This is a genomic window from Alteromonas sp. ALT199, assembly GCF_018619335.1.
Lineage (GTDB): Bacteria > Pseudomonadota > Gammaproteobacteria > Enterobacterales > Alteromonadaceae > Alteromonas.
The window spans coordinates 51,674-64,197 of sequence record NZ_JAHHDX010000163.1 but is presented as its reverse complement, the minus strand read 5'-3'; the positions used below and the strand labels follow the sequence as shown (position 1 = coordinate 64,197).

At 41.7% G+C, this 12,524-nt stretch carries 11 protein-coding genes; 5 read left to right on the top strand and 6 right to left on the bottom strand.

Features of this window, described 5'->3' with window-relative positions:
• Nucleotides 1-41: 41 nt before the first annotated feature.
• The 4 genes from KL866_RS18810 to KL866_RS18795 all read left to right on the top strand — a co-directional run bounded on the left by KL866_RS18810 (nt 42) and on the right by KL866_RS18795 (nt 4,638).
• Nucleotides 42-308, top strand: coding sequence for a DUF4212 domain-containing protein (locus KL866_RS18810; RefSeq protein WP_025257687.1), 267 nt, complete (start codon nt 42-44; stop codon nt 306-308).
• Nucleotides 309-311: 3 nt separating this feature from the next.
• On the top strand, nt 312-2,018 hold the full coding sequence (locus KL866_RS18805) for a sodium:solute symporter family protein (protein WP_025257688.1): 1,707 nt from the start codon (nt 312-314) through the stop codon (nt 2,016-2,018).
• 98 nt (nt 2,019-2,116) lie between these two features.
• On the top strand, nt 2,117-3,946 hold the full coding sequence (locus KL866_RS18800) for a putative nucleotidyltransferase substrate binding domain-containing protein (protein WP_025257689.1): 1,830 nt from the start codon (nt 2,117-2,119) through the stop codon (nt 3,944-3,946).
• A gap of 5 nt (nt 3,947-3,951) precedes the next feature.
• Nucleotides 3,952-4,638, top strand: coding sequence for a 3'-5' exonuclease (locus KL866_RS18795; protein ID WP_214996459.1), 687 nt, complete (start codon nt 3,952-3,954; stop codon nt 4,636-4,638).
• A 27-nt stretch (nt 4,639-4,665) separates the two neighbouring features.
• Here the strand turns inward: KL866_RS18795 and KL866_RS18790 are convergent, their stop codons facing one another.
• Nucleotides 4,666-5,652, bottom strand: coding sequence for a diguanylate cyclase (locus tag KL866_RS18790; protein WP_025257691.1), 987 nt, complete (start codon nt 5,650-5,652; stop codon nt 4,666-4,668).
• A 478-nt stretch (nt 5,653-6,130) separates the two neighbouring features.
• Between KL866_RS18790 and KL866_RS18785 the strand changes: the two genes are divergently transcribed.
• Nucleotides 6,131-7,288 carry a tetratricopeptide repeat protein gene (locus KL866_RS18785; RefSeq protein WP_025253946.1) on the top strand — a complete coding sequence of 386 codons (1,158 nt, stop codon included), beginning with the start codon at nt 6,131-6,133 and terminating at the stop codon, nt 7,286-7,288.
• 56 nt (nt 7,289-7,344) lie between these two features.
• Here the strand turns inward: KL866_RS18785 and KL866_RS18780 are convergent, their stop codons facing one another.
• The 5 genes from KL866_RS18780 to KL866_RS18760 form a co-directional block, all read right to left on the bottom strand.
• Nucleotides 7,345-8,184 (bottom strand): isopenicillin N synthase family oxygenase, encoded by an 840-nt coding sequence (locus tag KL866_RS18780; RefSeq protein WP_025253947.1) that lies wholly within the window; start codon nt 8,182-8,184, stop codon nt 7,345-7,347.
• A gap of 168 nt (nt 8,185-8,352) precedes the next feature.
• The gene (locus KL866_RS18775) at nt 8,353-9,564 is read right to left on the bottom strand and encodes a NupC/NupG family nucleoside CNT transporter (protein WP_025253948.1); all 1,212 of its coding nucleotides are present in this window, start codon (nt 9,562-9,564) and stop codon (nt 8,353-8,355) included.
• A 12-nt stretch (nt 9,565-9,576) separates the two neighbouring features.
• On the bottom strand, nt 9,577-10,200 hold the full coding sequence (udk, locus tag KL866_RS18770) for a uridine kinase (protein ID WP_014950808.1): 624 nt from the start codon (nt 10,198-10,200) through the stop codon (nt 9,577-9,579).
• A 188-nt stretch (nt 10,201-10,388) separates the two neighbouring features.
• Nucleotides 10,389-11,342 carry a hypothetical protein gene (locus KL866_RS18765; RefSeq protein ID WP_214996457.1) on the bottom strand — a complete coding sequence of 318 codons (954 nt, stop codon included), beginning with the start codon at nt 11,340-11,342 and terminating at the stop codon, nt 10,389-10,391.
• Nucleotides 11,342-12,235, bottom strand: a complete 894-nt coding sequence (locus KL866_RS18760) for a hypothetical protein (RefSeq protein WP_025253950.1) — start codon at nt 12,233-12,235, stop codon at nt 11,342-11,344. The genes KL866_RS18765 and KL866_RS18760 overlap by 1 nt, the downstream gene beginning before the upstream one ends.
• Between the last annotated feature and the right edge of the window lie 289 nt (nt 12,236-12,524).

Genomic DNA, 12,524 nt, shown 5'->3' with positions numbered 1-12,524 from the left:
AAAATCATAACAACTAGTTAACCTGACATGAGGGTGAAACAATGGCATTTAGAAACGAAGAGGACAAAAAAGCCTACTGGAGTGAGAACCTATCACTTCTTGCTAAGCTTTTAGTCGTTTGGTTTATCGTATCATTTGGTGCCGGCATATTGTTTGTCGATATCTTAAATGAAATTCAGTTCTTTGGCTTTAAATTAGGCTTCTGGTTTGCACAACAGGGCTCAATTTACGTATTTGTTGCATTGATCTTTGTCTATATGGCGAAGATGAGCGCCATGGATAAACGCTACGGCGTAGATGAGGAGTAAATCATGGACGTTCAAACTTTAACATTTATTATCGTTGGTGCTACGTTCGCGCTTTACATAGCCATTGCGATTTGGGCTCGTGCGGGGTCTACCAATGACTTTTACGTAGCGGGTGGTGGTGTGCCTCCTGTTATGAATGGTATGGCGACCGCGGCAGATTGGATGTCGGCAGCATCTTTCATATCAATGGCTGGCCTTATCTCGTTTATGGGTTACGACGGTGCGGTATACCTTATGGGCTGGACGGGTGGCTATGTTCTGCTTGCGCTTTGTTTAGCGCCTTACTTACGTAAGTTCGGTAAATTTACGGTACCTGACTTTATTGGTGATCGTTACTACTCACAAACTGCGCGTACGGTTGCCGTATTTTGTGCCATCTTTGTTTGCTTTACCTATGTTGCAGGTCAAATGCGTGGCGTAGGGGTAGTATTTAGTCGCTTCTTAGAAGTCGATATTGTGACAGGTGTTGTCATTGGCATGGTTATTGTGTTTTTCTACACGGTACTTGGCGGCATGAAAGGGATTACTTATACCCAGGTTGCACAGTTCTGTGTAATGATTTTTGCGTATATCGTACCTGCTGTGTTTATTTCAATTATGGTGACAGGCCATATTCTTCCTCAAACCGGGTTTGGCGCCACGTTGTCCGACGGTTCCGGAATACATATGCTGCAGAAACTCGACAACTTATCTGTCGAACTCGGGTTTAACGAATACACCTCAGGGACCAAGAGTACTATTGATGTATTCTTTATCACTTTTGCGTTGATGGTGGGTACTGCGGGCCTTCCACACGTAATTGTTCGCTTCTTTACTGTGCCTAAAGTTCATGATGCGCGTAAATCAGCAGGTTATGCCTTAGCATTTATCGCAATTCTTTATACTACAGCACCGTCGCTAGCAGCATTCGCTCGTGTGAATATGATTGAAACTATTAACGGTCCAGAGATGACGGGCACTAGTTATGCAGAAGCTCCGTCCTGGATTAAAAATTGGGAACAGACAGGGCTTATCGCATTTGAAGATAAAAATGGCGACGGCAAAATGTTCTATTCGGGTGATGAGCGCAACGAAATGAAAGTTGACCGCGACATCATGGTATTGGCTAACCCTGAAATTGCGAACTTACCTGCATGGGTTATAGCGCTTGTTGCGGCAGGTGGTGTGGCAGCCGCCCTTTCTACCTCAGCGGGCTTATTGTTAGTGATTTCCACCTCTGTATCCCACGACTTACTGAAACGAAACTTTATGCCAAATATTACGGATAAAGCCGAGCTAATGTACGCGCGACTTGCTGCTGGGGTAGCCATTGTCATAGCGGGTTACTTTGGTATTAATCCGCCTGGATTTGTGGCGCAGGTGGTCGCCTTTGCTTTCGGCTTAGCGGCGTCCAGCTTCTTCCCAGTAATAATTATGGGTATTTTCAGCAAGCGTATGAATGACAAAGGTGCTATCGCAGGGATGATCTCAGGTATAGCCTTCACGGCAGCCTACATTATTTACTTTAAGTTTGTAAATCCGGCTGCTAATACGCCTGACAATTGGTGGTTTGGCATCTCTCCTGAAGGTATTGGTACTTTGGGTATGATGGTGAACTTCATTGTGGCTTTCCTGGTGTTCAAGGCAACAGATGAAGCGCCTGAAGAAATTCAAGAGCTGGTTGAGAGCATTCGCTATCCTAAGGGAGCGGGCGAAGCATCAGCGCACTAAGTTAGTATTGCCTTAATATAGGCTTTAGCAAAATAAAACCAATCTACTGGCGAAAGTGAGTAGGTTGGTTTTTTCTTTTTGTGAACTGGACAATTTCTATGACTGCAATGGCTAAACAAGTTGAAGACTTTCTTGATACATCTGCGCCTTTTGATTCGCTAGATAGCGAGCAGAAGCTTAAGCTAGTAAAACATACTGAACTAGTATATTTAACAGCGGATAATGTGAAGGAACTGCAAAAAGGTAAAGCGTCACTTTTCCTTATCCAAAGCGGGCAGTTTTCTGTGAAAGACTCAGATGCGCCCTTGCGCCATTTAAGTGAAGGTGACTATTTCGGTTACGCAAATATTATAGAAAAGCGAAATTTTCCACTAAGTATAACGGTAGATAGTCCAGGGCTGGTTTACTGTTTTGATGCGTTAGCAGTAGAGCCTTTACTAGAAATATCTACAATACGGCATTTTTTTGATGGCCTTAGCAATAACGCACTGCAAAGCCATGCTATTGCAGATAGTAATTCAATGTGGCTTTACAAAGGGCTTTTAGATGCTATCGAAAAAGGACCAGTTTCCGTCGATGCTCAAACCCCAATTACGGATGCAGCTCAGTTAATGACATCGCAAAAAGTCTCTTCTTTGCTAGTAACTGAACAAGAAAAGCTAATTGGTATTATTACTGATCGGGATTTAAGGTCGAGAGTGGTGGCTGCCTCTTTAGACACTCATCTTCCTGTTAGCCAGATAATGACAGCTAATCCGGCTCAAATTATGGGCAACAGGACCTTGTTTGACGCTTTAGCGCTAATGACGGAAAAAAACATTCATCACTTACCTGTTATTGATCATCAAACCTTGGTGCCTCTTGGTATGGTAACCGCCAGCGATATCATTCGTCATCAGCGAGGAAACGTACTTTTTATCATTGGCGAGTTAAGTAAAGCCGAGAACTTATATGAGCTAACCCGCTTGTCGTGGCAACTGCCTCATTATTTTTCAGCCCATGCAAAAAAAGCGGGTGATTACGACATTGCTGGGAAAATATTGTCACAAGCAACAGACATTATGACCAGAAAGCTGATTGGCTTTTTCCAACAGGCTAATGGTAAAGCACCCATGATGTTTGCGTGGTTAGTGTATGGTTCACAAGCCAGAGAAGACCAAACTATGGGCTCCGATCAAGACAATGGGCTATTACTAGCCAAACAACCTAACGAAGCGCAAGCAAAGTATTTCTCTGATATGGCAGATTACGTTTGTAATGGATTAGCAAAATGCGGCATTAAGCTATGCGATGGCAATATTATGGCAAGTAACTCAAAGCTTAGACTGTCACTCGATGAGGCGCTCGAAGAAGCAAAACAGTGGGTAAAAGCGCCCACTAAAGATGCAATTATGCACTTTAACATCTTTCTGGATGTGCGATGTGCTGCAGGTGATGTAGGTTTGTTTAAGCAGCTTCAAAAACAACGCGCTCCTTTGATGCAACAAAACATGTTTCTAGCAGCGCTAACCAGAAACAGTAATGAAATATCGGTGCCGCTTTCCATGTTTCAGAAGTTTGTTTATGAGAAGGGCAGAAAAGAAAAAGACGTTATTGATCTCAAAGTCCGTGCTGTCGCTTTAATTAACAATATAGCCAGAATTTACGCACTAGCCGATGGCGTTACCTTACCTAATACGCTCGCACGTCTAGATGCATTGTCTAGTCGCTCACAGCTGTCAAAGCGCGATGCAGCTAACCTTCGTGATATCTGGCTGTTCCTTAATAGATTACGATGGCGTCATCAGCTTGAAAACAAAGTTACCGACAATCGCGTGTCAGTATCCAGTCTATCTTCAATTGAAAAACACCAGCTTAAAGCGGCATTTAAAGCTATAGAGAGAACTAATCAAGCTATGATTATGAAGTTCTCAGGCGGTGTAAGTTAACCAGTATGATTAGAAGGTGGATAAAGGCATGCTTTCAGGCGTTTACTAGTAAATCTAAGCTGAAACAGCGCCTTCGAGAGCACGACGTTTACAGTACATCGTTTGCTGCGGTCGATTTAGAGCTTACATCATTAAACCCATTAACAACGCAAATTACCTCTGTTGGTTACGTGAGTGGAAAAGGTGGCCGTATTGATTTGTCCTCTAGCGGTTATCATGTGATCAACACGACCGCAGATTTGGGCCAAAGCCCTGTCATTCACGGATTAACTCTTGATATTTTAAAAAATGGTGAAAATCTAGCGGAGACGCTTTGCGTTCTTGCACCGTTACTTAAGCGACACATACTTATTTTTCACAACGCGAAATTAGACTTAGTGGCGCTCAATAGTGCCTTTAAATGTTGTAATGTGCCGCCTGTTGAAGTGGTTTATATTGATACGTTGAAGCTTGCGCTTTATCAATTAAATAAGCAGCACCAAGTTTTACCAAGTAATAGCGCAACACTAAGCGTGTGTCGTCAACGTTTAGACCTGCCAGCTTTTATCGAACACAACGCGTTGGATGATGCTTTAGCTACACTACAGCTTTTCTACGCTCAGTTGACGGAGTTAGGTATAACAAAAGATGATGCACTGGATTGTTTACTTCATACGGGAGCCGTAGGTCGCTTCAAACTGGGCTCTACCTAGGAGCTATTGCATATTGGTTGTTAAGTGCTAGCTGAATACTTTGGGTTTTCTCCCGCTGAGGGGAGAAGGAAGTTCTTCAGTTTGTACTGTCGTAGGTATTACCACTTGATTTCGCCCGGACGTTTTGGCTGCATATAAATTTTTATCTGCTTCTAACATAACATATTCGATAGTTTTATCGTCTTCTGCATACTTAACTGATAACCCTGCGCTTAATGTTATGCGTTCAAACTCTGATGCAGCATGAGGAATGTTTAAGTCATACACTGTCTTCAGCAATCGTTTAGTTACTGACTCGGCGCCTCCTACATCAGTATTAGGCAAAATAACCAAAAACTCCTCACCACCAATTCTTACTAATTTATCCATTGGACGAAGGAGGGCATCATTTATTGATTTACTCACTTTCCATAGGCAACTATCACCATCTAAATGACCGTACATATCATTAAATAGTTTAAAGTGATCAACATCAAAAATTACCAGTGAAAGCGGGGTAACGTTGCGTAGCCCATCTTTGACTAATCGAGGTAAATAGTCATCTAAGTAATGGCGATTGTAGGCTCCGGTTAATTTATCGACGTAAATGAGCTTTTCGAGTAAGTCATTTCTCAGTTTATGATTTACATGTGACTTTACACGGTTGCGCAAGGTACACGCATTTACAGGTTTAACCACAAAGTCAACACAACCCGACTCCCAGCATTTAGACTCTTCGTCATCACTAGACGAAGAGGTTACAAAGATAATAGGAATATGGGCGCACGAGGGCCTCTTTCTTAATAATGCCGTCGTTTGATGCCCATCTAAGTCAGGCATAGACAGATCCATAAGGATTAGGTCGGGAGTACGAGACTTACAGTAGTCGATTGCCTCTTTGCCAGAGCTCACCGATTTACACGTTACGGTGTCTTCAAGTAACGTTTCCAAAACAAGTCTGCTCGTGGCTTGGTCGTCGACAATCAGCACTAAACAGTCTGCTAAAGTACGATCGTCAACCTGTTCTATATACACAAAAACTCCGAAACGGATTGTGGTTTAAAGGTTAAGAGTAGGTCTAAATGCGCAAAATGTGGATTAACCAATAGTTTAATATTTAGGTACTCGGCTTAACTTTAATGTTATGTGCGTTCAGTGTAGTAAGCTTGGTTGGTAAGATAACTCTGTATTCATCACAATTCTTCCTTTATGCATCAATGAGTTTCAAGTGAAATTCACCATCCTTCAACACGCCCTAAGTAACACCCCCCCGAAAGCCATTGAATTGAAAATTATTACATCGCGGCCTAACAATTCGATGAGTAACTTTGTGTAATGCCAATAAAGAAGCGGTTTCTAATGAGAGGGCGGGAGTGACAGAACGGGTAAGTAAGTCGAGGTTTTACTATATTTTTGCGATAAAAGTGCGTCAATATAGGTTGTAAATAAAATGTAAAATATAGGTTAAGGTGCTATAATTTTAAACTATCGAGTAACTAAAAAGGTGCCTGATATGAATACTCGACTCGTTTTACTTTTTCTATTTTATAGTATGATTACTGCGTGTCAGTCTACTGACGATAAACGCGTAGAGTCAAAGCCCTCGCTATTAAATGACAGTCTATTCTCTTCCCACCATTTGTTTCCCGTTGAGTCTGTTGATGAGATTTTTCTTTTAGGTGAAGACGCTCAGCTTTTTGCCGAAAAGGCAGTTTATGACAAGAGTATTTCGCAGAAAAATGTTAAAGGATTGGTAAAAGCCATTTTTGATCACTCTGATTACGGCATGCTGTATCGAAATAACGCAAATACCACAGCAGACACAACATTTAACAACCGAGCCGCAAACTGTTTATCTCTCTCAATTATGACCTATGCACTGGCTGAACATGTAGGTTTAAACGCGACTTTCTACGAAGTAGATATTCCGGAGTATTGGACGCGAAGAGAGGGATATAGCTTACTGAATGGGCATATAAATATGCGAGTCTCAATGCCTAACGATAGTCAGGTCACATCAGTTGGAGGTTTATGGGCAGATGTAGACTTTGACCCTCAGATGCTACGTAATTACTTTCCAAGAAAGCCAGTGTCAAAGAACAAAATAGTGTCTATGTATTATAATAACAAAGGCGCTGACGCACTCGTCGCTAATAGCTACACAAGGGCTTACAGCTACTTCCGAGCAGCTGCAACTTTGTCTCCAGATTTGCAGCAAAGCTGGGTAAATTTAGGCGTTCTATACAGGATGGTAGACGCTTATGAGCAGGCTGAAATGACCTACAAGCACGCACTATCGCTTGATGATGAAAATCTCACCGCATGGGAAAATTTATCCATTCTTTATACCCATCAAGATAGAGATGAAGAAGCAATGCAGATTACGCAAAAGGTTGAAGCAAAGCGTAAAAGTAATCCCTTCTATCACTATATATTAGGAGAGCAAGCTTTCGAAGCTGGCGATATTGCGGCTGCAATAACGCATTATAGAAAAGGATTAAAGCTTGATAACGTTCGGCACGAGATTTTGTTCGGCATGGCCAAAGCTTATCACGAGTTAGGCGATGTTAGTGAAGCGCAACGGTACCTGGAACGGGCAGTAAGGCATTCGCCGAACGAGCAAGATAAACAGCGCTATTCTTCTAAACTAGCTACTTTGGCAAGCAACTAAAAAAAAAGCCGCAGACTAGCTGCGGCAAAAGAATAACACTACAAAAGGAACTTAATTTATATAACGCCCAGCTCACGAAGGCGCTCTTGCAGGTATGACCCTGCGGTATGACGTTCTGAAAGAACAACATCTGGTCTAGGGTGTAAGAATAATGGCAATGAAATACGAGATTTCGTCATATCAGTGCCGTCTGGGTTCACAACCCTATGAGTAGTTGATGGGAAATATCCGCCTGATGCTTCTTGAAGCATATCGCCAATATTTACAATCAAGTTCCCGAAATCACAAGGAACGTCAATCCAACTACCGTCTTTAGCTTGTACTTGTAATCCAGGCTCATTGGCTGCCGGTAGGATAGTAATCAAGTTAATATCTTCATGAGCAGCAGCGCGAATTGCGTCTACTTCTTCATCACCTTTTAGTGGTGGGTAGTGCAGTATACGTAGCAAGGTCTGATCAGAATCTTTGATCATATTGCCTAGCGGTTGACTGTACTTATCACTCACTTCAGAAGGAGAATGCTTTTCTATCCAACCCAATAGCTCTTTCGCTAGTGTGTTTGCTTCCCCATAATACTGAGAAATCTGCGGGTGTAGAGCCTCTGGGCACTGACCCCACGGATAGAAGTGGTAATATTCTTTAATATCTTTTTTCGTAAAGCCTTTAGCTACCTCAGATACGCTCTGAGGGAAAAATCCGTCTTGTTTACCCTTGTTGTACAGGTAGTCGTTTTTCTCTTCGCTATCGAAGAAGCCCTGCCAATTGTCGTAAATACCTTGAACTAATGACTGTTGGATAGGGTGATTCTTTAAAACACCGAACCCTGTCTCACGAAGTGACTTCACGAATTCTTCTTGAGCGTTTTCCGCTTGGTAATCAACAGCAACTAATTGCATAACTTTATCCCGTATATTTTGACTGCGGCATTATAAAGGTAGACGGACTACAGAAAAAAGTCGCAGAGATTGACATAAATCAACCTCGCGAGGAATTTGCGCGTAATTTACAGAAACCTGACCAGATAGTCTAGTTTTTATTGACCATTTGGTCTAATTTAATGATGTTTAACCTAAAGAGAGGAAAAAACCCGCTAGTGCGGCACTCATCAAATTAGATAGTGTAGCTGCGATAACTGCTTTTAATCCTAATCGCGCAATTTCATTTCTGCGTGTTGGTGCCATTACACCAATTCCACCCATCAAGATTGCGATAGAAGAGAAGTTTGCAAAACCACAAAGAGCAAAGGTGATAATGGCCTGAGACGCTTCAGATAGCTGTGCTTGGTTTTCTAGAAAATTGAGGTACGCAACGAATTCGTTCACTACCATTTTCTGACCAATAAAGCTGCCTGCAAGTTGTGCTTCCTCCCATGGTACGCCGATTGCCCATGCGAGAGGTTGGAGCACATAACCCAGGATCCCTTCAAACGTTACGTTTTCATAGCCAAATAGTCCTGCACTCCAACCTATAAGGCCGTTGACCATGGCTATTAGTGCTATGAAAGCGAGTAGCATTGCGCCCACATTTAGCGCAAGCTGCATACCTGACGATGCGCCACTGGCGGCAGCGTCAAATACATTAGCGTAAGCGGTATCTTCCGCTTCCACGTTTTTAGATTCTATGCTCGCTGTGTTTGTCTCTGGCAAAATTATCTTTGCCATAAGCAAGCCCCCAGGAGCAGCCATAAAGCTGGCGGCAAGTAGATACTTTAACTCTACTCCCATACCCGCATATCCGGCCATTACAGAGCCGGCAATAGAGGCCAATCCACCCACCATAACCGCAAATAGCTCAGATGTAGTCATATTAGGAATGAAAGGGCGAACGACTAAAGGAGCTTCTGTCTGACCGACAAAAATGTTAGCGGCCGAAGACATTGATTCCGATTTGCTTGTTCCTAATAACTTTTGTAGAGCGCCACCTATGACTTTTATAACGATATTCATCACTTTTAAATGATAAAGGACTGCAATCAAGGAGGAGAAAAACACGATAACGGGAAGTACATTAAACGCAAATATGAAGGCTATAGATTTGTCGCCAATAGGACCAAATAAAAAGTTAATTCCATCTTGGCTGTAAGCAATAATGTTGGCAACAAATTCTGTTGAAGCTAACAGGACTTCTTTTCCAGGTTCAGAGTACAGGACAAATGCGCCAACGGATGCTTGAATAGCAAATGCGCCACCCACGGTGCGCAAATTTATACTGCGTTTCGCTGATGATAACGCGAAAGCAATACCCAGAAGGACTGCAATGCCCAGTAAACTTACCATAGTAATGTTCCCTTAAAGAAGCGCTTGCTGAATGTGTGATTTGATCACATCTAATGCAATTTGGTTTTTGCCACCTTGCGTCACTACTACGTCGGCAGTGAAGCGGCTAGGTTCGATAAATTGATGATACATAGGCTTAACAGTTTCTTCGTACTGTTTTGCTACCGATTCTATACTACGACCACGTTCTTTAAGGTCGCGCATCATTCGTCGCATCAAACAAATATCAAGAGGGGTATCGATAAAGATTTTCACGTCGTATAAAGGTAATAAATCTGTACGCGCCAACAACATAATACCTTCAAGAATGATCACTGGTGCGGGGTTAAGGCGCTCAGTTTCGGGTAAACGAGTGTGCGTTTTATAGCAATAGTGCGGATAGTCGATAGGCTGACCATCGCGCAATGCTTGTAAGTGCGCTTTCAATAACTCGTGTTCGAATGCATTCGGATGATCGTAGTTGTTCTTCTCACGCTGTTCCATAGGAAGGTGATCTTGAGCGCGATAGTAGTGATCTTCGCGCAGCACTTGAACAGGGCGACCTTGAGCACTGAAGCCGTTAAACAAATTTTTTGTAAAAAGAGACTTTCCAGAGCCAGAAGCTCCAGAAATGGCAATAATAAGTGGCGATTGCATAGTACTATAAAGCTGATTTTGTTGGTGCAAAGATACGCGTTTAGGCCTCGCGAATCAATGTTATATTCACAAGTTATCGGTTTTTGGATCGGTCTTTGCTTGATCTTTATTGTAATTTCAAGGCATTGCGAGGAGTTTCTCAAACTGGCAAAAAATACAAAAAAGTTCTCCAAGTGGTCAGTTTTAGGTTAGTTGCCTATGATTTCGATGTCCTCACCTTTTATTAATGGCAATGCGTAAGAGTGTTGCTTTGAGCGCGAACCTTCACCCTGAGCACGAGGTGGGTAATAGTTCTCTTTTTCTTCGTTGTAAGACGAAAACACTTCATCAAGTGCCGCTCTGATCTCACTTAACGTTTTGTCTAAATTTGCATTAAAGTCTGGGCGTTTACGTTTGGTATGCCCAAGTTCGATGAGTCGACCAAAGCTTTTGTTGGCTAAAATTAGCAATTCAGGCGGCACATCCTTGTGAGGGGGAAGTGGATTATCAGGATATTCAATGCAATATTTAACTAAGGCAGTGTAAAAACACAACGGCTTGTTTTGAAGCGTAACCATTTTGTCATCAACGCCGTTAGAGATAGTCTTGTTCTCTAAGTTAATAATTAATTTGGGCGTTGGGGGCATAACTTCTTCAATCGCTTTGCGGTTTTTTCTTGTCTTATTAGAAATGAAAAATAATGGTGAAACGAAAAGGGAGGCTAAAAAAGCACTCCAACTGAAGGTTAAAGCGCTTGAAGCTGTTTTGCTGCGCAAATCGACAATAAATTCTTGTTCAGCGTTAATGAAGGTAACCGGAATTGTATTGGGATATAAGGCAAAGTCGTCTGACTCGGTTTTTATTCCCTGAATGCTCGATACTCGAACCGGATAGTCACTTTGTCTAAGGGTTCCATTCAATCTTCTTAAATAACGATAAATAGCAATTTGATCGACAGGCGTATTAAGTGTTTTATTGCCAACGTCTAAAAATGCACTATCTAAGCTGATTCTTTGCTGGACGTTATCAAGTGCTTGGTGCACAGAAGACTGATAAGAAAAATATTGAGCTGTTAAAGCTACACATTGCATTACCAGTAACAATGCCAAAGCGTTCAAGGCAATAATGTGCTTTGGTTTAAAATGAATTTTATTATTACCCATTAGTTACACCCTTCTTCCAGTGTAATAGTTTTGTAATAGGGCCTTGGGTGAGACATAGCTATTTCATGAACAACTGATTGCATGGCGCAAAACAGATCGGTATTTTGGGTTTGCATCTTCAAATACCATTGCATACCGCTTACGCTTTCTTGAAGGGGCGTGGCGTAGTTTCTCGAAAATTTGTCATTATCTTCTTCTGCCCAATACGATGAAATAATATCAACATCACCAGCAAGTAGAGCGCGTCTCAGCTCTTGGTGAGAACTGTAATAAACGATATCTACATTATTATCGCTCAAACCTAAGTTTTGCATAACGGTTTTAGGGAGAATGTTACCGGAGCGGCTGCTTGGGTAATCTAGTAGACCAATGCGTCTTCCTAGAAGGTACTCTTTGGAGAGTTCTGGCCTTTCTCGTAAAGCAATAAAAAATGCCGAATAATCAGGATGCGACGCTATTTTAGTTAGACCGTAAATCTGGTCGGCACCAAAGGCATCTACAACATTACTTTTCACCAACGCTAAGTCGACAACGCCATAGTTTACATATCGGAATGTATCGTAATCGCTCTGACCGATGGTTATTTTTACCTCACCATACTGGCGCTTTATTATTGGGTCACTACATAACTTTTCTTTTGCCATTTCAGCAATTCTGCCGTCTGTTACATAAACTGAGAAAACGTCGGAATTTCCCACCAGTTCTGTTTTGCAGTTTAAATATTGACCAGTTTGAGGGGCAATGTCAGTATAGGAATGAGAATTTAGAGAATAGTTCATCAAGCCGCAAGCTACGGCAGCTAAGATGAAAATTAACCATTTTCCGGAAGCAACAATTCTGAAATTCGTCAAGAAAACGACCAAATGAATTAACGATTTATATAGTGATTTCATCAGTTAAGGTTATTTATTGCAATAGGTAAATTTATTTTAAGGTGTTATGTTGTTGATTTATAGGTAATTATTATAGGTAAACCTGATTTTTATTAAACGCTGTTTATTAGTCGTATATGTGTCAAGAATAGGTCAAGCTATCGTCAAGAATTGAGAATAATAATAATAAGTAAATTAACTTGACCACTTGGTCAAGAAAAAAGTTACAAACTCAAGAGCCTCGGGCGATTGCTGTTAAATAAAAATGTAAAGTTGTAATAAAACTGACACGAACCTTTACGACAATTCG

Bases quoted from the DNA above. Each gene is read 5' to 3' on its own strand.
- KL866_RS18810 (WP_025257687.1), top strand. From the start codon at position 42: ATGGCATTTAGAAACGAAGAGGACAAAAAAGCCTACTGGAGTGAGAAC.
- KL866_RS18805 (WP_025257688.1), top strand. From the start codon at position 312: ATGGACGTTCAAACTTTAACATTTATTATCGTTGGTGCTACGTTCGCG.
- udk (WP_014950808.1), bottom strand. From the start codon at position 10,200: ATGCAATCGCCACTTATTATTGCCATTTCTGGAGCTTCTGGCTCTGGA.
- KL866_RS18785 (WP_025253946.1), top strand. From the start codon at position 6,131: ATGAATACTCGACTCGTTTTACTTTTTCTATTTTATAGTATGATTACT.
- KL866_RS18760 (WP_025253950.1), bottom strand. From the start codon at position 12,235: ATGAAATCACTATATAAATCGTTAATTCATTTGGTCGTTTTCTTGACG.
- KL866_RS18765 (WP_214996457.1), bottom strand. From the start codon at position 11,342: ATGGGTAATAATAAAATTCATTTTAAACCAAAGCACATTATTGCCTTG.
- KL866_RS18795 (WP_214996459.1), top strand. From the start codon at position 3,952: ATGATTAGAAGGTGGATAAAGGCATGCTTTCAGGCGTTTACTAGTAAA.
- KL866_RS18800 (WP_025257689.1), top strand. From the start codon at position 2,117: ATGACTGCAATGGCTAAACAAGTTGAAGACTTTCTTGATACATCTGCG.
- KL866_RS18775 (WP_025253948.1), bottom strand. From the start codon at position 9,564: ATGGTAAGTTTACTGGGCATTGCAGTCCTTCTGGGTATTGCTTTCGCG.
- KL866_RS18780 (WP_025253947.1), bottom strand. From the start codon at position 8,184: ATGCAATTAGTTGCTGTTGATTACCAAGCGGAAAACGCTCAAGAAGAA.